Source organism: Sphingomonas sp. LR55 (assembly GCF_036856015.1).
Taxonomy (GTDB): Bacteria; Pseudomonadota; Alphaproteobacteria; order Sphingomonadales; family Sphingomonadaceae; genus Sphingomonas.
This window is the reverse complement of the sequence record NZ_JASPFO010000001.1, coordinates 3,153,522-3,174,468: the sequence shown is the minus strand read 5'-3', so window position 1 is coordinate 3,174,468 and position 20,947 is coordinate 3,153,522. Positions and strand designations below refer to the sequence as shown.

Annotated in this window: 11 protein-coding genes, 2 tRNA genes and 6 pseudogenes; 7 read left to right on the top strand and 12 right to left on the bottom strand. The window is 65.5% G+C overall.

Annotated features, from left to right (window positions below; all coding sequences use genetic code 11):
• Nucleotides 1–86 precede the first annotated feature (86 nt).
• Nucleotides 87–173: transfer RNA gene (locus tag QP181_RS15280), tRNA-Leu, on the top strand.
• 344 nt (nucleotides 174–517) lie between these two features.
• Here the strand turns inward: QP181_RS15280 and QP181_RS15275 are convergent.
• Nucleotides 518–1,275 (bottom strand): annotated as a pseudogene (locus QP181_RS15275) (DUF1134 domain-containing protein).
• 238 nt (nucleotides 1,276–1,513) lie between these two features.
• On the opposite strand from QP181_RS15275, the gene QP181_RS15270 reads away from it, so the two are divergent.
• Nucleotides 1,514–1,606, top strand: a tRNA-Ser gene (locus QP181_RS15270).
• Between the two features lie 190 nt (nucleotides 1,607–1,796).
• On the opposite strand, the pseudogene QP181_RS15265 reads toward QP181_RS15270, so the two are convergent.
• From QP181_RS15265 to QP181_RS15245, 5 genes and pseudogenes are all read right to left on the bottom strand, one after another.
• Nucleotides 1,797–2,805: pseudogene (locus QP181_RS15265) on the bottom strand (5-(carboxyamino)imidazole ribonucleotide synthase).
• An 84-nt stretch (nucleotides 2,806–2,889) separates the two neighbouring features.
• Nucleotides 2,890–3,366, bottom strand: a complete 477-nt coding sequence (purE, locus tag QP181_RS15260) for a 5-(carboxyamino)imidazole ribonucleotide mutase (RefSeq protein ID WP_132897407.1) — start codon at nucleotides 3,364–3,366, stop codon at nucleotides 2,890–2,892.
• Nucleotides 3,367–3,584: 218 nt separating this feature from the next.
• Nucleotides 3,585–4,271 carry a 2,3-diphosphoglycerate-dependent phosphoglycerate mutase gene (gene gpmA, locus QP181_RS15255; protein ID WP_132897406.1) on the bottom strand — a complete coding sequence of 229 codons (687 nt, stop codon included), beginning with the start codon at nucleotides 4,269–4,271 and terminating at the stop codon, nucleotides 3,585–3,587.
• 148 nt (nucleotides 4,272–4,419) lie between these two features.
• Nucleotides 4,420–5,554, bottom strand: a pseudogene (locus QP181_RS15250) (M14 family metallopeptidase).
• Nucleotides 5,551–6,165, bottom strand: coding sequence for a DUF4136 domain-containing protein (locus QP181_RS15245; RefSeq protein ID WP_060525863.1), 615 nt, complete (start codon nucleotides 6,163–6,165; stop codon nucleotides 5,551–5,553). Before QP181_RS15245 ends, QP181_RS15250 begins: the two are co-directional and overlap by 4 nt.
• A 157-nt stretch (nucleotides 6,166–6,322) precedes the next feature.
• On the opposite strand from QP181_RS15245, the gene ykgO reads away from it, so the two are divergent.
• Complete coding sequence (gene ykgO / locus QP181_RS15240; protein WP_003046794.1) at nucleotides 6,323–6,448, top strand: type B 50S ribosomal protein L36; 126 nt, start codon at nucleotides 6,323–6,325, stop codon at nucleotides 6,446–6,448.
• Nucleotides 6,449–6,452: 4 nt separating this feature from the next.
• Nucleotides 6,453–7,077 (top strand): annotated as a pseudogene (locus QP181_RS15235) (HAD-IA family hydrolase).
• An 83-nt stretch (nucleotides 7,078–7,160) separates the two neighbouring features.
• Here the strand turns inward: QP181_RS15235 and QP181_RS20090 are convergent.
• Nucleotides 7,161–7,528: pseudogene (locus tag QP181_RS20090) on the bottom strand (L,D-transpeptidase family protein).
• 436 nt (nucleotides 7,529–7,964) lie between these two features.
• Between QP181_RS20090 and QP181_RS15225 the strand changes: the two are divergent.
• Entirely contained in the window at nucleotides 7,965–8,666 is a 702-nt protein-coding gene (locus tag QP181_RS15225) for a murein L,D-transpeptidase catalytic domain family protein (RefSeq protein ID WP_132735072.1), read from the top strand.
• 174 nt (nucleotides 8,667–8,840) lie between these two features.
• Here QP181_RS15225 and QP181_RS15220 read toward each other — a convergent pair whose 3' ends face one another.
• From QP181_RS15220 to QP181_RS15200, 5 genes and pseudogenes are all read right to left on the bottom strand, one after another.
• On the bottom strand, nucleotides 8,841–9,977 hold the full coding sequence (locus QP181_RS15220; protein WP_277984078.1) for a glycosyltransferase family 2 protein: 1,137 nt from the start codon (nucleotides 9,975–9,977) through the stop codon (nucleotides 8,841–8,843).
• Nucleotides 9,974–12,410: pseudogene (locus QP181_RS15215) on the bottom strand (DegT/DnrJ/EryC1/StrS family aminotransferase). The gene QP181_RS15220 and the pseudogene QP181_RS15215 overlap by 4 nt, the downstream one beginning before the upstream one ends.
• A 220-nt stretch (nucleotides 12,411–12,630) precedes the next feature.
• Nucleotides 12,631–14,535: a CocE/NonD family hydrolase gene (locus QP181_RS15210; protein ID WP_443027599.1), complete on the bottom strand. Its 1,905-nt coding sequence runs from the start codon at nucleotides 14,533–14,535 to the stop codon at nucleotides 12,631–12,633.
• Nucleotides 14,536–14,906: 371 nt separating this feature from the next.
• Complete coding sequence (locus tag QP181_RS15205; RefSeq protein ID WP_060525867.1) at nucleotides 14,907–15,206, bottom strand: hypothetical protein; 300 nt, start codon at nucleotides 15,204–15,206, stop codon at nucleotides 14,907–14,909.
• 45 nt (nucleotides 15,207–15,251) lie between these two features.
• On the bottom strand, nucleotides 15,252–18,077 hold the full coding sequence (locus QP181_RS15200; RefSeq protein WP_443027552.1) for a M16 family metallopeptidase: 2,826 nt from the start codon (nucleotides 18,075–18,077) through the stop codon (nucleotides 15,252–15,254).
• 277 nt (nucleotides 18,078–18,354) lie between these two features.
• Between QP181_RS15200 and QP181_RS15195 the strand changes: the two genes are divergently transcribed.
• Together QP181_RS15195 and QP181_RS15190 are read left to right on the top strand one after the other, a co-directional pair.
• A complete protein-coding gene (locus QP181_RS15195) occupies nucleotides 18,355–19,032 on the top strand; it encodes a DUF6445 family protein (protein WP_333929063.1) in 678 nt (225 codons plus the stop codon).
• Nucleotides 19,033–19,269: 237 nt separating this feature from the next.
• Nucleotides 19,270–20,802 (top strand): M23 family metallopeptidase, encoded by a 1,533-nt coding sequence (locus QP181_RS15190; protein WP_132897398.1) that lies wholly within the window; start codon nucleotides 19,270–19,272, stop codon nucleotides 20,800–20,802.
• The last annotated feature ends 145 nt before the right edge of the window (nucleotides 20,803–20,947 follow it).

Genomic DNA, 20,947 nt, shown 5'->3' with positions numbered 1-20,947 from the left:
GCTCATTCGCGAATAACCCCTTGCCCCAGCAAGAGGCGTGTTGACAAGCATCGCGACCCTCCCCTAGAGGCGCCCTCCTACCCCGTGCCCGGATGGCGGAATTGGTAGACGCACCAGCTTCAGGTGCTGGCGATCGCAAGGTCGTGGAGGTTCGAGTCCTCTTCCGGGCACCATTTTCCAAATGCGTTTGGAAATCCAGATGTCGCGCTTAGCGTACCGTTTTTGATTGGCCTAAGTCTGCGACCAGATGGAATCCGAGCGGTTCACGTGACACTGACTGAACTCTTGGCGCTATCAGGTCGACGCGGCCGCATGAGATCGCCGCCACCAGCCCTGATCTGTCCGATCTGCACCTCGCGAACTACTGATACGGCGCGCCGGGACCTGTTCAATACGGATATGCCTATTCGGTAACTCCCGAAAAAGGCGCCACCGTTAATCTGCAGATGCTCGATTCCGCCGGCGTCAACCACACTCTTTACGTTGCGGGTTTACGTTGCCGGCGATACCGACCACATCAGAACGGCAGCCATCGGCTCTTGTGCGTAAGATTCATATACCCGACGTTCACGCCTGCGCGCCAGCCAACGCCTAGCCGGATCGGAATCAAGACGACGTTGCCGCGGCGAAGGTAGGTCGCAGCGAGATCCCCCACGAGATAGAGGCGCCCTTCGACCGCGGGAAACCGCTTGTAGAGCTCTTCCGTGTCATAAAGATTGTAGACGAGCACGAAGACTTTGTTGGCGTCGCCACCGACATCGAAGCCCACCGAAGGCCCGGTCCAATAGACCGGCTGCTGGCCCTCGACCTTGTGGCTCATGATACCCGAGCCGTACCGCACGCCGAGAATGAACGCTCCAGAGGCCTCGCGCCCGGCGATATAAGCGTTGGGCTGACCTTGGTCCTTCAGTATCTTTTCAAGCAGCCCACCAAGTCCGGCCGCCCCTTTGCCGAACACGCCTTCACCGGCCGCCAGCAGATCATCGCGCTCGTAGGTGTCGGCGGCCTGCATCGTCGCTTCGGCGCGCGTTTCCGGGGCCTGCTGGCTAGCAGGCGGGGGAGGCGTAGGAGTAGGACCTGCCTGAACAGGGGCTCCACATAGGTCGGGCGCGACGGCTGCGTCGCCGCCTGGCCGCGTGATGGCGTGGAATATGCCTGCGCGGAAAGGTCGCCATCGATCGCCTGGTTTGGATCGATCGTGCGGACCTGCGCCGACACGGTGCCCCCACAGAGGGCCGCCGCTAAGGCGCCAAGGCCAAGCCAGAAGCTACGCATGTCGATCGATCCCCACACTATCAAGGCACCCTGCCAACGGTAGGTTAACCGACGCGTGCCTTGCCGTGCAATGAACGAGCGCCAAGTACGTGTCGAAATCGGGCGAAGTCGGGCCAATTCGGGATGAGCGACGCGTTTGTCGGCCACACCCACCAAACCAGCGGAATTCGCGCAAACCGCCATTACAGCCGTTGCTCAGTACGCCGACCCTCGCTATAGCCCCGCATCTGCTGCAGCCGGAGACGTGGGTGAGTGGCTGAAACCAGCGGTTTGCTAAACCGCCGTACCGGGTTTACTGGTACCGAGGGTTCGAATCCCTCCGTCTCCGCCATTTCTGTATCAAAATTCGCTTTTTCTCGATGGGTCGCAAGGCGAACCGGAGTGCCTATCCCTGCAATTTTCGCGTCGATAGAGTACGGATTGAGGGATAAATTCGGCGGCACGTCCCCCTCCTTACGCGGACTTAGGTCGGCTACCGGAAACGAGCCGTGGAACAGCCGATTATCGGACGGCATCCGCCGTTAGCGAGTGATCCGCGTGACGTGACCCATTTTCCGACCTGGCCGCGCGGTGCCCTTGCCATATAGATGCAGGTGGGCGCCGGACTCCGCGAGAAGGTTTTCCCAGCGATCGGCGTCGTTCCCAATCAGATTTTCCATCGTCGCTTCACGCCCGGTCAGTGTCGTCGCACCCAGCGGCAAGCCACAGATCGCGCGGATGTGGTTTTCGAATTGCGAGCACTCAGCGCCTTCGATCGTCCAGTGGCCGGAATTGTGTACGCGGGGCGCCATCTCGTTGAACACCGGGCAGTCCGCACCGACGAAGAACTCGCACGCCAATATGCCGACATAGTCGAGTTCGGCTGCGATCCGCTGTGCCAGCGCTGCAGCTTCGTCGGCTTGGGCCAGCACGGCGGCGGGCGCGGGGACGGACGAGTGGCGGAGTATCGCGTCGCGGTGGACGTTGAGTGGCGAGATCGTAGCGCGCGATGCTGCCGTCGAGGCCGCGGGCGATCAGGATCGAGAACTCGTGTTCGAACGGCACGAAAGCTTCCAGCACTGCCAGCCCGCCGATCGCGTCCCACGCGGCTTGCGCCGCGGCGGGCGTGTCGATCTTGACCTGACCCTTGCCGTCATAGCCGAATCGCGCGGTCTTGAGGATGGCGGGGGTACCGATCGCCTTCAGGCCTGCCTGCAGGCTTTCGAGGCTGTCGACCGCAGCCCAAGGTGCCGGGCGGCCGCCGACGCTCTCCACGAAGCGTTTTTCGCCGATCCGCTCCTGAGCGACGCGGAGCGCGCGGGGGCTCGGGTGAACGGGGACGCGGTCTGCGAGCCATTCCACGGGCTCGACTGCGATATTCTCGAACTCGTAGGTGATGACGTCGCAGGCGTCGGCGAAATCAGCCAGCACGATGCGATTGTGATAATCGGCGCGCGTCATGGTCGAGGCGGACTGTGCGGCGACGCTCTCCTGGTCGGGCGCGAGGACGTGCGTGTGATAGCCGAGTTGCGCCGCGGCGGTGGCGAGCATGCGGCCGAGCTGGCCTCCGCCGAGGATGCCGATGGTCGATCCGGGGGAAGCGGCGTCATGTCAGCGTCTTTCAGGCTATCGTGCTCAGATGGGGTCGGTCGCGACGGCGTCGGTCTGTGCGGCGCGCCAGACTTTGAGGCGCTCGGCCAGCGCATCGTCGGACGTCGCGAGGATCGCGGCGGCGAGCAGGCCTGCGTTGATGGCGCCGGGCTTGCCGATCGCGAGCGTGCCGACCGGGATGCCGCCGGGCATCTGGACGATCGAGAGCAGGCTATCCATGCCCTTCAGCGCCTTCGATTCGACGGGGACGCCGAGTACCGGGAGGTGCGTCATCGAGGCGGCCATGCCGGGAAGGTGCGCCGCGCCGCCTGCGCCGGCGATCACCACCTTAAGGCCGCGATCGGCGGCGGTGGTCGCGTAGTCGTAGAGGCGTTGGGGCGTCCGGTGCGCGGAGACGACCTTGGTCTCGTAGGCGACGTCGAGCGCGTCGAGCGTCTCGGCGGCGTGGCGCATCGTCTCCCAATCGGAGGTGCTGCCCATGATGATGCCGACTAGAGCCATTTCCGTCCCCGGATCAAAGGAGCGCCGTGCCTAGCGATGGGCGGGGGTTAGGGCAATGTTTTGGTGGGTGGATGGTATGTGCCACGCAAAACTGCACCACCCCGGCGGAGGCCGGGGCCCAATTGGGAAACGGAGCTAACCGGTGGCAGCGCTCCGTTACTGCCACCTTTCCAATTGGGCCCCGGCCTTCGCCGGGGTGGTGCTACTCAAGGGCGGCGTCAGCGCTCGCTGAGGTAGTAGCGGTCCGTCGCGTTCAGGTCGGCGTCGAGTTCGTAGACGATCGGCTGACCGGTCGGGATCTCGAGGCTGGTGATCTCGTCGTCGGGGATGTTCGACAGGTGCTTCACCAGCGCGCGGAGCGAATTGCCGTGCGCGGAGATCAGGATGCGCTGGCCGTCCTTGAGCGCGGGGGCGATCCGCTCGTCCCAATAGGGGAGGACGCGGGCGATGGTGTCCTTGAGGCTTTCCGTCTTGGGGATGGCGATGCCGGCGTAGCGGCGGTCCCTGGACAGGTCGAACTTGCTGTCGTCCTCCAAGACCGGGGGCGGGACGTCGAAGCTGCGGCGCCAGATGTGGACCTGCGCGTCGCCGTGCTTGGCCGCGGTCTCCGCCTTGTCGAGGCCGGTGAGTCCGCCGTAGTGCCGCTCGTTCAGGCGCCAGTCCTTCTCGACCGGGAGCCAGAGCCGGCCCATCGCCTCCAGCGCGATGTTGAGCGTCTTGATCGCGCGGGTCTGAAGGCTGACGAAGGTCTGGTCGAAGTCGAGGCCCTTGGCGGCCATCAGCTCGCCTGCGGCCTTGGCCTCGGCCTCACCCTTGGCGGTCATGTCGACGTCCCACCAGCCGGTGAAGCGGTTCTCGAGGTTCCAGGTGGACTGGCCGTGGCGGATCAAGACTAGGGTCGGCATTCGGGCTCCTGGGATGGCGCGGGTTGGTATCAACAACTATCCGTCATCCTGACGAAAGTCAGGACCCAGGGTAACGGGACGTCGCCCATCTTGGCTCTGGGTCCTGACTTTCGTCAGGATGACGGCAGATACGGTATGCCGTGGGCGATCAGATTTCGTCGATCATGCCGGCGAGCGTCTCGAGCATCGCATGGGCGAGCTGTTTCGAGCGCTCGGGCGACCAGCCGAATTCGGGATCGGCGTTGGCGTCGTGATCCTTGAACGGCATCTCCAGCGTCATCGACACCGCGCCGAAGCGCTCGGCGAGCTGGTTGGTCGACATCGACAGGTTCGCCGAGCCCGGTGCGGACTTGGGATAGCCCTTCTCGGTCTGGAAATCGGGCGTGTGCGCCGCGAGCCGCCGGCCGTATTCGTAGAACTTGTCGCCGTGCGCGTCGGTCCAGAGGGGATGCCTTCGAAACCGGCGATGAAGTTCGCGGGGATCGCCTCGTCGCCGTGGATGTCCATCGCGACGTCGACGCCAGTCAGGTCCATCGCGTTGCGGACGCACAGGACCTCGGGGCTCTTCTCAGGCGTCGGCGTGTGCCATTCGCGGTTGAGGTTCACGCCCACGGCATTGGTGCGCAGATGGCCCCGGCGCGTGCCGTCCGGGTTCATGTTGGGGACGACGTTGAAGGTCGCTTTCGCCAGCAGGTCCGCGGTGATCGGATCGGCCGAATCGGTCAGCCGCTCCAGCGCGCCTTCCATCCACCATTCGGTCATCGATTCGCCGGGGTGCTGGCGACCGTAGATCCAGACCTGCTTCGGCCCCGACCCGATCGTGAAGCAATCGATCCCCTGCCCGTCGAGCGACTGGCCGAGTTCGCGGTGCGCGACGCCCGGCAGCAGCGCGGTGCGCGCCACCAACGCCTCGTGCATTTCCATCGTGTACGGCGCGAAATACGCGAACCAGGCGAGATCGGTATCGGCGGTGAAGTCGAATTCGAGCACGCCATTCTCATAGCGCGTCTCGATCATCCGCCACGCCTGGCGATCGGTGCTGGCGCGCGTCTTGTAATCCGGCCAACCGAACGGATAGGCCGACTTGCCCGCATTCAGGATGCGGTAGGTCAGGGTGCGGCCAGCCGCCCCGCCACGCGGAAATAGAACCACTGGAAGAAATCGGACTGGAAATCGGTGACGATCTCGAGGTCGATTCGGTCTCCCTCGATGGCGACAACACGAATGTTGCCGCCATCGAAGGCTGCATTGATGGTGACGGGGCTCATGGTCTGTAGGGTCATTTCACCTGAATAGTGCGACCGGACTCGCCGGGGAACCCCATGAACAAGGCGCGAGCGAGCTTCCCGGCCTGGATATCGGTCGTCGCGTCGGCCTTGCGGGCATCGGCGAAGGTCTGCGCGCGGCCTTCCCAGACCGGCGACTGGTCGGCGCTGCGCTTGATCGTCACCGACAGCTCGGAGACGAGGATTGCGGTACGACCGCCGCCACCGATCGGGAAGCCGACCCCGCCGCCGAGCCCGACACCGCCGCCGCCACGACCGCCGCTGAAGCCCCCGCCGCCGAGACCGATGCTGAACGGCGCAGGCTTGGGCGGCCCGGCCTGCGTGGTACGGGTGAAGCCCACGGTCGCTACCAGCAGCGGCTTCGCGCCCGGTGCGGGGACGCTATAGCCGGCCTTCAGCAGTTCGCCCTGTACGGCGGCGGCGTAGGTCTTGAACTCGAGGCTGGCGGGGCCGCCGCCGGTGAGCGGCTGCACGGCGATCGTCCCGCGGTCGATCGGCTCGCCGAGATGATAGCGCAGCACCTCGGTCGGGGGCAGCGACGGGCCAGTCGCGCACGCGGTGAGGGATGCGCTTGCCAGCGCCAGGACCAGGATCGAACGAACCGCCATCGGGACTTCCTTAGAATGTTGCGCTATAGTAACGCTCCGACCAGCCGAGTGGGTTCCCGGATGGTAGGAGCGTGTCCGTTGCTTGACTTGGACACACCCCGCCATTAGGCGATCCCGTCTTTCCGCACACCTAGATTTGAAAAGAAGCGAATCGATCATGAAGATCCGCAATTCCCTGAAGTCGCTCAAGGATCGTCACCGCGATAACCGCGTGATCCGTCGTCGTGGCCGTACCTACGTCATCAACAAGACCAACCGTCGCTTCAAGGCACGCCAGGGCTAAATTCCTGGTTACCGCCGTCATTTTTGACGTCGGTCGTGTTCTTTACGACTGGGATCCGCGGATCCTGTACCAGCGCCTGATCGATGACGATCGGGCGCTCGACGCGTTCCTGCGTGATGTCGTGACGGTCGACTGGCATTTCCAGCACGATGCTGGCCGCGACTTCGCCGATACCTCGGCGGAGCTGGCTGCGTTGTATCCGCAGCATGCCGCGCTGATTGCCGCCTGGGGGCCGCGATTCAACGAGAGCATCGGTGCGCGAATCGCTGGGATGCACGAGATCGTCGAGGAGCTGGACGCGGCCGGCGTACCGCTGTTCGCGATCACGAACTTCAGCCACGAGTTCTGGCCACCCTTCCGCGCGTGAAGCCCATCTGTTCGACAGGTTCCGCGACGTGGTCGTGTCGGGCGAAGAGAAGATGGTGAAGCCGGATGCGGCGATCTATCGGCTGGCGTTGGCGCGGTTCGGGTTGGCGGCGGCAGACGCGGTGTTTGTCGATGACAATGCGGCGAATGTAGCGGCGGCGCAGGCATTGGGAATCGAATCGGTGCTGTTTACGAACGCCGCGGATTTCCGTGTGCGATTGGTCGAGCTCGGGCTCCCGATCGCCCAGCATCCGTCATCCTGACGAAAGTCAGGATCCAGAGCCACTAGCGTCGAGGCCTATTACTCTGGATCCTGACTTTCGTCAGGATGACGGCGTGGGGTCGTTTACTGACTCAGCGAAACCGACTGGCGCAAATTGGCGATCGCGGTCTCCTGATCCGCGACCGGCGGCTCCGGGGCCACGCCACCCTCGAAATCATCCGTTACCGTCACTGTCGTCCCTAGCGTCGTGACCCCGAACAATTGCTTCGCAAAGCCGAGTGGTACGCGGATGCACCCGTGCGATGCGGGAAGCCCGGATTCCGGCCCGCGTGGATTGCAATCCCGTCCCAGGTCAGGCGCTGCATGAACGGCATCGATGCGTCATCGTACAGGCTCGACTTATGAACCGCGTTCTTCTGCAGGATCGGATACGTGCCGAGCGGGGTATCCTTGCCATCCTTGCCGCTGGAGATCGTAGTCGCCGCAATCATCGTCGCGCCTCGATAGACGAACGCACGCTGCTCCAGCAGACTAATGACGATGCTGACCGGCTCGCTAGAGCCGTTGTCCTTCCAGACGAATTGGTTCGGCGAGAGCTCGGTCGCGGCCTGCTCAATCGGCATCGCCGCGATCGCGGCGGCCGATGCGGCCCACACGGGTTGACCCGCGAACAGCGCGAACATCAACCCCATTGCCGTAGCAGACTGCACGATCCTGCTCATCTCTTCGTAGCTCTCCGAGTCTCGATATTGCGTCCAACGCACGATTCTCCAGAACGTGCCGTCGCGCCGCTGAGTCGACGAAGCGACCCCAAGCCGGGGTAGTTCGAGGGAACGGACCCACAACCAGTGGAAATGGTTGCAGAATATTCACCGAAAATCGGCTATACGTTCGGTCACGGGAACTGGGGCAATTACGGGAAAATCGATGCACGACGAAGGTCTTGTGCGCGAACGACGCGCGCTTCTGAAGAACGGTTTGGTTTTGGCGGGGGCACTTGCGGTACCGGGGGCGGTATCCGCTACGCCACATCTTTCGCGGGCGCTGACTGCGCGCGATCTGAAGCCTATGACGCAGCCACCGCTGCCGCGGACCACGGTCGCGGTCACCTCGCCGCGGGTGGTCCGGCCCGATCTGCTGCGCCAGGCGATGGCATCGCTGAGCCGTCACGGTAGCCGCATCCAGCATCACGACCGGATCGCGATCGCCGATTTCGCGGCACCGTCGGGCAAGCCGCGGTTCCACTTCATCGATCTCGCCAGCGGACGCAGTACCTCGTTGCTGGTCGCGCACGGCAGCGGCTCGGATCCGGCGCATACCGGATATCTGGAGCGCTTCTCGAACCGCTTCGGCTCGAACGCCTCGTCCGAGGGCGCGTTCGTCACCGACGATTATTATGTCGGCAAGCATGGCCGCTCGCAGCGTCTGATCGGCCTCGATCCGACCAACGACAACGCGCTCGATCGCGCCATCGTCGTGCATTCGGCATGGTACGCGAACAAGGACATGATCGAGAGCCACGGCATGCTCGGTCGCAGCCAGGGCTGCTTCGCGGTCGGCGAGCGCGATCTCGACCAGGTGTTCGCGCGGCTTGGTGCCGGCCGGATGATCTACGCGGCGAAGGTCTGAGCCGTTATCCCAGCGAAAGCTGGGATATTCCGATTTGACGGGCGTCATCCGCCTCGTGAAATACTCCCGCCTTCGCTGGGGTGACGGTGATGGGTGAAGTGGCAATTTCTCCGGCGGATATGTTCGTCGTTACCCCATCGCGCGGCGCGGCGCGGCCCTGCCCCGCCCCGCCACCTACCCGGCGGTCTGTGCCATCCGGCTCTGCTCCATTCGCCGACGCGCGCGGCGTACGCCGCCGATAAATCCCGACCACAGCAGCGCCTCGAACCCGGCATAGCCAAGCCCGAGATGATCGGGTCGTACCGCCAGCACGTCGCCCAGCCGCACCGTCCCCGCGCGCAACCCCGCGCGGCCAATGTCGCCCCAGCGTCGCGCCGTCTCCCAGCGGATCAGGCGGATATCGTGGGCCGAGCAGTCGTGCGTCGCGAGAAAATCCGCCTGGATCACGCTCAGCGCGCTCCCCAACGTCGCCAGCGCGGCGCGGTCAGGAACGGGGCGCTTGGCCATGCTGTGTTGGACGATCAGACCTGCGACCCGCGCGGCGCGTTCGTCGAACAACCGCGCATAGCGTTCGGTCAGCACGCGCACGGACGCCGCCTCCATGATATCGACGAACCGCTTCGACACGCCGCCGGGATGGACGCGGTACAGCACCAGAGCCTCGTCCAGCCGCGCGATTGCGCCGAAATGCTGGATCCGCTGATACAGGTCGAAATCCTCGGCATAGAGGAGTTCCGGTCGGGTCACAGGATCGAGCCGCCGGGCCACCTCGGTCCGCATCATCGTCGATGACCAGACCAGCGGGTTCTCGATACAGGTCAGCCACGCGACCAGCGCGGGCGTGGTGGTCGGCGCATAGCTGGACGGACCGACCACGCCTTCGGTCAACAACTCGGCGGCAGTGCCCAGCAATACCGTGTCCGGATGCGAGTCGAGATACGCCACCTGACGCGCGAAGCGATCGGGGCGGCAGATATCGTCATGGTCGAGCGCGGCGATGTAGCGCCCACGTGCCTCCGCAAACCCACGATTGCGCGCCTTCACCGGGCCGCCGTTCTTCGCCATCACGACCAGTCGCACGCGCGGATCGGGCCAGGCGCGTATCACCTCGCGCGTGTCGTCGGTCGAGCAGTCGTCGACCACGATCACTTCGAAATCCCCGAACGTTTGCGCCGTGAGACTGGCGAGCGTCTCCTCGATCAACCCTGCACCGTTGTACGCCGCCATGACGACGCTGATCACCGGTACGCCCGCGCGCGCATCGACGGTCGGATCCTGCCGAATGTCGCTCTGCATTCCCGTCGAACTCACGCTGCTGCCATTACCTTCGATGTCATCACCTGATCGACGATCATGAGGCCCACATCGTTCTGCCATAACCACAAGCCATTCGCCTGCCCCGAAAAACTACGTTCCCCACCGAGCGGCCCCCACGGCACGAACCCGGCGGCGAGCCCAAGCCCGTACAGTCCCGAAATCGGCGCTTCGTCGGCATCGACGATCCGGCAATGGCGATCGACCATTGGTTTGCCGTCATGCGCCGCCAACGATATCGGCAGGCCGTCGCGGTCGACGATCGGCAGTGCGATCGGTCGATAACCGAGCGCCGCGATCACCAGATCCGCCTGTTCGACGACTGCGCGCGCGTCTTCGTCGCCATCGCCTTCGCCATCGCCGGCTATGCGGTGCAACGTCATGCGGGGATCGGGCGCGCGACCGTCGATGCCGAGCATCCTCAACACCAGATCGCGCGCCTCAAGGCGAAATCCTGCAAGACGATAGACGAACCCCGACACCGGGCAGACGTCGTCGGGGCCGAAATCGGTGAACCCTTCGGCGTGCGCCGCTTCGATCGAATGATAGAAGGGGCGCAGCGGACGGCGGTGCAGCAGCGTGATGGCCCCCGCCCCCAGCGGCAGCGCCGGCTGACTCTTAAGCAGCAGCGCGATCGTCGTCAGCGCGCTGGTCGACCCGCCGATCACAGCGATCTTCGGGTTGCGCTTGCCGGTCAGGATATCGGCGACCTTCTCGAACCCGCCGACGGTCAGAACGTCGTCCGACTGGAGCAGCCGTCCGCTCGCGAGATCGACCAGGCTGCCGCCCGCAACGCGCTGCGTTGCGAGCCGGTCGAGCGGCTGGTGACCGCCAGTCGCGATGACGACGTTGCGTGCGAGCTGGTCGAAGACATGCCCGTCGGCCAGCCGGAGGACCTGTACGCTCCACAAGCCGTCGCCGACCCGTTTCGCGCCCAGTGCCTCGTGCCCGGTCAGCACGGTGCCGCCATTCTCGCGGACGATATCCGTCAAGCGATCGCCGGTCGCACGCAACAGCGGCCCGACCTCGGTCAGCGGTACGCCGAGTGCACCCTCATGCGCGGCGACCGCACGCCCGGCGGGGTGATCGACGAGCCGCGCGAGTTCGGGATGCACATTGTCGCGCACTGCCGTTAGGAAAGTCTGCGCGGTCGAATCGGAGGTGATCGCGTAGCGCCCGAGCCGGCCACCACCGATCGCGTTGCTGCGCTCGATCACCATCAGCCCCGACGCGGCCAGATCGGGTAGCAGACCGCGCTTCGTCGCCGAGGTCAGCATCGCCGTTCCTGCAGGGCCACCGCCGACTACGATGACCGACGCGATCGCACCACCGGGGCCGCGTACCGACGCCCGTCGGTCGAGCGGCTGGACGATCGCCGCGCACGCCGATGCCAGCGCGGTTGCCGCCCGCCGCGCATCGTCGATGGTCATCGCATCGGTAATCGGCAACGACAGCATCCGCCCCGCGATCCTGTCCGCAACCGGCGTCGGCTCGATCATCGCGGTCGCCTGGAACCACGGCTGTTCGCCGAGATGCGGGCTAAAATACCGACCGCAGCCAACGCCGTCCGCCTCGATGCTCTCGACGATCGCGTCGCGGTGGTGCGCGATATGCTCGGAGAGCAGCACCGGCATGAACTGCATCGCGCGGCGGCGACCTGACACCGCCTGGAACTGGAAATCGGGCAGCGTCGCGCGGTAGGTATCGTCCAGTTCCGCACGATGCCCGGCAATCGCATCGATCTCGGCGAGCTTGGCCTGCGCGATGATCGCGGTGATCTCGGGCAGCTTGGCGTTGATCCCGGGCAGCGTCGCATTGCGGCTGCCCTCGAAGCCGAAATTGCCCATCGACCGCAATGTCGCGATCAGGTCGACGTCGCCGCTGTGGATCAGCCCCCTCGCCGACCGCGAACGTCTTGGTCGCGTGCATCGAATGGACCACCGCGAACGGAGCGCGCGCGCCAAAGCCAACTCCCGCATCGTCGAGCGTCCCCAGCGACGAGGCCGCATCGACCACCACACCGACGCCGTAGCACCGCTGGAAATGCACGTAGCGGTCGAGGTCGATCGCGTTGCCGAAGGTCGCATAGGGCACGACCACGCCGATCCGCTCACCGTGTCGCTGGAGCAGCCGCTCCTCTTCCAGCGCGCAGGCACCCCAATCGTCAGGATCGATATCGCAGACCAGCGGCGTCAGCCCGGCCCACGCCGCCGCCTGCGCGGTCGCGGCGAAGGTGAGCGCGGGCATCAGTGCCAGCGTGCCCTGTTTCGGGTTCAGACCGCCCGTCCGCATCCCCGACGCGTGGCGGATTGCGAGCATCAGCCCGAGCGTGGCGTTGCCGACCGCGAGGCATGCACCGTGGCCGCCGAACAGCTTTTCGGTCACCCCGGCCTCGAACGCGCGAACCTCCGGGCCGTTGTTGCTGAACACCCCCGATGCCTCGACCCGACGCAGCGCATCGAGGTGCTCGCTCAGCCGCGGCGGGTTCGGCGCGATCAGGGGAGGCGTTTCATCGGCGATCCGGTCTGTTGTGCGACAGATCTATGACCCACCGCCTCCTAAGAACCAGTTACGCGAGCAAACGCCAATATATGCAAGATAGTCATTTCCTTACATCACCCCGGATCGCGTCCGGGGTGATGCAGGACTTTCAGCGTACCAGTGGCAAGCTGATATAGCTTTCGTCGGGACCTGCGACGGTGATCTTCTGCGTTGCCTTCACGTAATCCTTGGGTTGCGCGAAGAAGATGTTCGGGACGAAGGTCTGCGGGTTACGGTCGTAGAGTGGGAACCAGCTCGACTGCACCTGCACCATGATCTTATGCCCCGGCAGGAACACATGGTTGGTGGTCGGCAACGCGAACTTGTACTTGAGCGGTACGTTAGCCGCGATCGGCTTGGCGACGGCGAGATCCTCGCGGTAGCGCCCGCGGAAGATGTCCATCGCGATGGACAATTGATACCCCGCCATCGCCTTTTCGCCGGGATAGACGTCCGGATACACGTCGATCAGCTTCACCACCCAGTCGCTGTCGGTGCCGCTGGTCGCCGCGGTCAGGTTCACTTCCGGAACACCGGCGATCGTCGTCGGTGTGGTCAGCGCGTCGGTGGTGAAGGTCAGCACGTCGGGACGGCCGGAGACCGCGCGCTGATCGTCGACGAGCCACTGTTTCCAGGTCGATCCGCTCGCATAGGTCGGCAGCGTCGGGCGCACGCGGTAGCTGACGGGCGCGGCCGGGTCGGAGATATAGTCCGCCGTCGTCGCCGCGCCGCCGGTGGCCTGGAAGCCGAGCGCGCCGCCCGGCTTGAGGTAGAGCGGCGTGCCCGCCGTGGAAGCGGTCGGCCAGCTCTGGAGCTTCTGCCACTCGTTGCGGCCCGACTGGAACATCGTCACGGGCGCGACGTCCATCGCCGGCTGGTCGCTCTTCAGATAGTGAGCAAGGAATGGCGCGAGGACGTGCCAGCGCCACCATTTGGCCGTGTCGGCGTCCCATTTGATCGCACCCAGCGCGCTGCCGTCGCGCACCTCCTGGCCGTGATACCAAGGCCCCATCGACAGATAGACCATGTCGTTGGCGGTGTCCTTGGGCTCCAGCGCGCGGTAGACCGCGGGCGCGCCGTAGATGTCCTCCTGATCCCACAGGCCGCCGACGATCAGCGTCGGCACCTTCAGCGGCTGGCCGGCAAGCACGGTGTCCATCGCCTGCGTCGACCAGAACGAATCATAGGCGGGATGCTGCGTGATCTTGCGCCAGAAGCCGAGCTGTTCGAGCCCCTGCGCCTTGCCGATCGCGCCCGCCGAGCCGCCCTTGAGGTAATAGTCGTAATCGTCGGCGGTGTCGGTGATCCACGGCGTGCCGGCGTCCTTGGTCGCCTCCTGGCCGAGCACGTACGGCATCATGCCCTCGCGGAAGGCGCCGTTGTGGAACCAGTCGTCGCCGCGCCAGCCGTCGACCATCGGGTTCATCGGCACCGAGACCTTCAGCGCCGGATGCGGGTTGATCAGCGCCATCAGCGGCAGGAAGCCGTCATAGCTTATCCCGCTGATACCGACGCGGCCGTTCGATTCGGGGACGTGCTTCACCAGCCAGTCGATCGTGTCGTAGGTGTCAGTCGAGATCGTCGGTCTTGGCCGGGTTCTGTGCAGTCCCGGCGCGCGCGGGTTCATCATGTAGATGCCCTGCGATCCGTGCATCCCGCGGACGTCCTGGATCACGCGGATATAGCCCGCCGCGGCGATCACGTCGGCCGCGCCGTCGCCGTTTTGAAGTATCCCCGCATAGGTGCCGCTGTCGACCTTGGTCTGGCCGTCGGCGTCATAGGGCGTGCGCGTCATCAGGATGCCCGCGTCCTTCGCGCCCTTGGGCACGACGATGACGGTGTGCAGCTTCACCCCGTCCCGCATCGGGATCTCGACGACTTTGCGCACATAGTCGTAGCCGACGTCGCGCGGCGCCATCTTGGCGGGGCGCTCGTCGTAATTCTGTGCGGTCGCGGGGGCGGTTGTAGCGACGGCAAGCGTAGCAAGCGCGCAGGCTGTGAGCAGACGAGTCATCGATTTCATGTTCTTCTTCCTTCCCTCCCGGACCGAAAAAGAAAAAGGCTCGCCTTTCCGTGCGGAAATACGAGCCCCTCCCATAGTAGCTAGCGAATCGATCGCGTGATCACCCTCCGCCGAATATCGTTACCCCAGCGAACGCTGGGGTCTTCCGCTTGGCGGGTGCCGGTGGCCGTTCGATGAGATCCCAGCTTTCGCTGGGATGACGATGTCGCGGTGGATAACGATACTCGCCCAAAACCGTCACCCCAGCGGACGCTGGGGTCTCCCGCTTGGCGGGTGCCGGTGGCCGCTCGATGAGATCCCAGCTCTCGCTGGGATGACGGGGCCTCGGGAGGGTCTGGTGCCACGCTCTTTCGACTACTCCGTTACGCGGTCCGCGTACCGGTCAGCGGGAAGCTGCCGAACGCGCCGGCTGCGACGCTGCCCTTGAGGACGTCATCCTCGACGGTCGCCTTGCAGTCGAGCGTCATTGGCATCGGCACGGTCATGCTCTGCTTCCAGGTGATCGTGTCGCCATCGACGTCGCCGGTAACGTCCATGCCGCCCATCGCGCCCGACACCGCACCGGTGAAGGTGCTGCCGGCGCTGTTGACGGTCAGCGTCATCTTCTGGTCGCCCAGCGGCGATTTGACCACGCAATCCCAGCTGCCATCGACGTTTGCCATTATTCTCTCTCCTGAAGCACCGCCCGGAACGCCCGGGCTCTGCAATTATTTGGCGCCGGCAACCGACGCCGCGGGGATGACCTCGACCGGCAAACCGATGCTGTCAAGCTGCGGCCGCACCGTCTTCGCATCGCCGACCACGACCCAGATCGTCTTCTTCGGATCGAGCGCCTGCTGGATCGCAGTGTTGAGTTGCGGCAGGTTAAGTCCCTGGTATCGCTGCGTGATCGTCGCGTAGTAATCGTCGGGCCGCTTCAGCAGGTCGTTCTGCTGCATTGCGCTGAGCACCGCGTCGGACGTCTCGAAATTGCCCGACAGCGAACGGATCGCGCCGTTGATCGCACGGTCGAACTCGACCTGCGTCATCGGCTCCTTGCCGAGGAACGCGCCGATGTCGCCGCGCAGTGCCGCGATCGACGGGCCGGTCTGGTCCGCCTGCACCGGCGCCGACAGGACATAGGGTGCGGCCTGCTCGTTCTGCTGGAAGCGCCCCGACACGCCGTACGACCAATGCCTCGTCTCGCGCAGGTCCATGTTGACGCGACCGAGGAAGCTGCCGCCGAGCGCATCGTTTGCGGTCGCGATCGGCAGCAGGTCCTGCGTGCCCTTGAGTCCGGTCGGCACGCCGGCGACGATCAGCGACTGCGGGCTGTCCGGCCGGTCGATCAACACGATCTTCGGCGCGGACGGCGTCACGCTCGCCGGGAACTGCTTCACGCCCGCCGCACCTGTCGGCCGCCACGACCCGAACCGCGCATCGAGCGCCGCCTTCACCTCGGCGAGCGGACGATCGCTAACGACGAAGATCTTCGCCTTGTCGGGCCGCAGCCACGCCTGCTGGAACGCGACCAGATCGGCACGCGTCAGCGCCGCCACCGCCTTCGGATCGCCACTGCCCTGCGCCTTGGCATAGGGCGATGTCGGCCCGAGCAGCTTCGGCAACACGCGCGTCGCCACCCCCTGCGGGCTGGTTAGCTCCTGTGCGATCTGCGCGAGTTGCTGGTTCTTGACGCGCGCGACCTCGGCGTCGGCGAACGCCGGGTTCTGCGCAATGTCCGCGAACAGGTCGACCGCCGGCGCCAGGTTCGCACTCGGCACCTGGAGCGACAGGAAGGTCCGGTCGTTCGATGCGCCCGAACCGATATCCGCACCCAGACGCTCCTTGGCTTCCGCCAGCGCGAGCGAATCGCGTGTCGCGGTGCCCTCGTCCATCATCGACAGCGTCAGCTTCTGCGTGCCGAGCTTGGTGGGCACGTCGGCCGCGACGCCAGCATCGAAGCTCAGCACCGCCTGCGTCACCGGCACCGCGTCGCGCTGCGCGTAGACCAGCTCGATACCGTTGGTCAGACGGGTGCGCTCGACCTTCGGGAAGCTGAGCCCCGCTACTGTGCCGACCGCCGGCAAGGCGCCACGCGTGCCCTTCGGCGGCGCTTCGGGCGCGGGCACCACATCGGCCTTGGGCGGCACGACCGCATTGGCATAGGCATCGCGCGCGCCGGGCACGACGGTCAGCGAATAGGCCGGACGCGACAGCCACTTCGCCGCCGCCGCACGGACGCTAGCGGGTGTTTCCGCTGCAAGCTGGAGCAGCTGTTTCTTGTAGAAGCCCGGATCGTTCGAATACAGCGCACCCTCGGCGAGCGTCACCGCCTTGCCGCCGAACCCGCCGACCGATTCAAGCCCCTCCATCTTGCGCGCTGCCGTCGTTGTCGCGACGCGGCTGACCTCGTCGGCGGTCGGGCCGTTCTTGAGGAAGTCCGCGAGGATCTCGTCGATCCTCTTGGTCACCAGCGCAGGGTCGACGCCCTCGCGGACGATCGCCTGGATCTCGAACATGCCGAGCTGGCTGAAGCTGCTGTTCTCGGCGGAAATCCGCGTGACCAGCTTCTCCTTCTTGACCAGCGCGGTATCGAACCGGCTGCTGGCGAGACCGCCGAGGACGCCCGCCGCGACGTCCAGCGCGGTGCCGTCCTTGTCGTTCAGGCCGGGCACCACCCAGTTGCGGCTGATCATCACCGCGGCGACGCGGTCCTTGATCGTCTCGCTGACCGGCGCGGGCAGGGTCGGGATCGGCGCGGGCGGGACGATGCTCTCGGGGCCCTTGGGGATGCCGCCGAAATACTTCTCCGCGAGCGTTTTGGCGGTTGCCGCATCGACGTCGCCGGCGAGCACCAGCACCGCGTTGTTCGGGCCGTAATGATCCTTGAACCAGTCCTTCACGGTCTGCAGCGAGGCCGCGTCGAGATCCGCCATCGAGCCGATCGTGGTGTGGCCGTAAGGGTGATCCGCCGAGAACAGCCCTTCGGTGATCTTGTACTGTGTCAGGCCATAGGGCTGGTTGTCGCCCTGGCGCTTTTCGTTCTGGACGACGCCGCGCTGCTCGTCGAGCACGCCCTGCGTGATCGCGCCGGTCAGATAACCCATCCGGTCGGATTCGAGGAACAGCGCGCGGTCGAGCGCCGCGGTCGGCACCGTCTCGAAATAATTGGTGCGATCGAAATAGGTGGTGCCGTTGAAGTCGGTGGCGCCGACCTGTTTCAGCGGCTCGAAGAAATCGCCGGGTGCGTTCTCGGAGCCGTTGAACATCAGATGCTCGAACAGATGCGCGAAGCCGGTCTTGCCCTTCGGCTCGAACTTCGACCCGACGTTATACCAGACGCTGACCGCCACGACGGGCGCCTTGCGATCGGTATGGACGACAACGCGCAGGCCGTTCTTCAGCGTGAACTGCTGGTACGGAATATCGACCGACTTGACCAAATCGGCGACCGGAGCAGGGCGCGCTGCGGCCGTCTGCTGCTGCGCCTGTGCGGCGGGAACCAGGAAGGCCGCGAGCGATACGCCGGCCAGAACGGTAAATTTCGACATCATGTGCAATCATCACCCCGGTTTGTCTGTTGCAGGCAACATACGCACGCCGATCCCGACGGCAACAAGGATCGCGAAATCAATCGGTAACGGGCCGATCGGGTAGCTCCGCAGCAACCGGTCCGCTATCCGGCGGCATGAGCCGAGCGCCATCGAGCAGAACACTGCGCCTGAAACGCGTCCTCACCCGGCGTAGCGGCCTCGCGGTGGGAACAGCCACCACCCTCGTTTCGCACGACTTGGTTTCGACTGTCGCGATCGCACCACACAGGCGCGACAGATGATCCGTCCCGAGATTTCGGCGCGTCAGATCGGCATGCAGGGTCAGCCGCTCGCGATCGTCGATGGTTTTCATCCCGACCCCGATGCGCTGCGTACCCATGCCGCCACGCATGCGTTCGAGCAGGGTCGCAACCATTATCCAGGGCTACGCGCGCCGCTGCCGGCGGGCTATCTTGCGGCGATCCGACCCGCGCTGACGGCGGTGTTGTCAGGAGTATTCTATCACAATGCCGGGTTCGCGACGATCGACGCGAGCTATGCGATGGTGACCATACCGGCCGATCGACTCACGCTGGCGCAGCGGCTGCCGCATGTCGATGCGGTCGATCCCGGTCGCATCGCGCTGGTGCACTATCTCAGCCCCGAACGGCGCGACGGAACCGCATTCTATCGACACCGTGCGACGGGTACCGAAACGGTCGATGCCGTACACGCACCGGACTATTACGCGCGCCTCAACGCCGAGCTGGCGCGCGACGGCCTGCCCGAGCCATCCTATATCGCCGGCTCGACCCCCTTGTTCGAGCAGATCGCGCAGGTCGAGGCCCGCTATAACCGGGCCGTGATCTATCGCAGCGCATCGCTGCACAGTGGCCTGATCGCACCGGACACCGTGCTGAGCGAGGATCCGCTGCAAGGACGCCTGACGATCACTGCGTTCCTGTTGCTCGACTAAAGCGGGGTCGCCGGACGCCACTCGGCGCCGGGCGGATCACCTGCGTGTTCGACGCGACGCGCCACCGCTTCATCGCGACGTGCCACCGGAATAGCGCCGTTTAAGTCGACTTTAGCATATTTTACGGCAGAGGACTGTCATCCGTGCACTGTGCGGCGATCCTGGTCGGCGATTCCTTGTCGACGCCCCGGTTCGACGACCTCCTCGACTACCCCTTCAACCATCAAGGCAGCGCGCGTGTTTCTACGGGACGATCAGCGGTATGAACTGGCCGGCGTCGCGGTGACGCGGGGCCCTGTCTTGCGCATGCCGTCATCGGCAACACTGACGCCGCGCGAGTCGCCCGTCGACATTTTGCGCGGTGCGGCAACACGGATCGACTGGGTTCCGGACCTGGGCGCGCGGATCGGCAGCCTCGACTGGTGGCGCGGGTTGGCGACGTGCACGGCATTGTGCGCAGCAAGCTGGGCGTTGTCGCCGGGGATCAAACCACTGGTCGGTGCGGTGCCGCCACCGCTTGCCGGCGCGGAATGGGACGAGGCCCGCGCACAGGGCATTACCGCGATCGGTCAGGGGGCAGCGACCGGCCGGCGAATGGCCGCCAACGACCTTGTCGCACCGCTTGCCGAGGTCCCCGAACGGCCGACGGTCGAGCTCTCCGCGACACTCGGCCAGGGCGACCGGCTCGATCGCGTCCTGATGCGCGCGGGGGTCGGTCGTCCCGATGCCGATGCCGCCGCCGCCTTGGTCGCGCAAGCGGTACCGCTCGACGACATCGCCGCGGGAACACGCATCGCGCTGACGCTTGGTCGACGCCCTGATCGCACCGTTACCCGACCGCTCGAAGCGCTCGACTTCCGCGCCCGGTTCGATCTGGGGCTGGCTCTGGCGCGCACCGCGACCGGGTTGGCGATGCACCGCAAGCCGATTGCGATCGACGCGACGCCACTGCGGATCCAGGGGCTCGTTGGATCGAGCCTGTACCGATCGATGCGCGCCGCCGGGGTGCCGGCCAAGGCGGTCGAATCGTACATCAAGGCTATTGCTACGCGCGTGTCGATCGGTCGCGACGTCGACCCGGCGGACAGTTTCGACCTGATAATCCAGCGCCAGCGCGCAGCGACCGGGGAGACGCGGATCGGCGACCTGCTGTTTGCCGGGATCGATCAGGGGCGACACAAGGTGCAACTCGTCCGCTTCGGGCCGGGCGGCGCGGATGCCGATGGTGGTGGCGACGGCGATGCCGGCGCCCCGCCGCGGACCGATGGCTGGTTCGACGCGAACGGCCAGACCGAGCGGCGCGCCGTGTCCGGCTTGCCCGTATCGGGGCGCATCACCTCGAACTTCGGCTTGCGGATGCATCCGCTGCTGGGCTTCACCCGCATGCACAAAGGCCTCGACATCGGCGCGCCCTATGGTGCGCCGATCCATGCCATGACCGACGGCATCGTCGCGTTCGCGGGACGGACCGGCGGCTATGGTAACTTCGTAAAGCTGATGCATGGCGGCGGCATGGCGAGCGGCTATGGTCATATGAGCCGGATCGCAGTGTCGTCGGGCACGCGCGTGCGGCAGGGACAAGTCATCGGCTATGTCGGATCGACGGGCATGTCGACTGGCCCGCATCTCCATTGGGAGGTGTGGAAAAACGGCGCCGCGATCAATCCGCGCAGCGTGTCGTTCGCCAGCGTCGCGCAACTGTCGGGCGCGAGCCTGCGCGCGTTCCGGGCGAAGGTGGCGGCGCTGCTAGCGGTGCGGACGGGGACCTGACGGCAGCCCGTCAATCCTACCACGCCAGAGGAGATGCCGCCGACAGTGGCGGAGGGGCGGATACGAAACACGGGGTCGTGCTTGCCACCCCCTCCGTCTGCCACGCGCCAGCCATCTCCCCCTGGCGGGGAGTCTCCGCAAATCG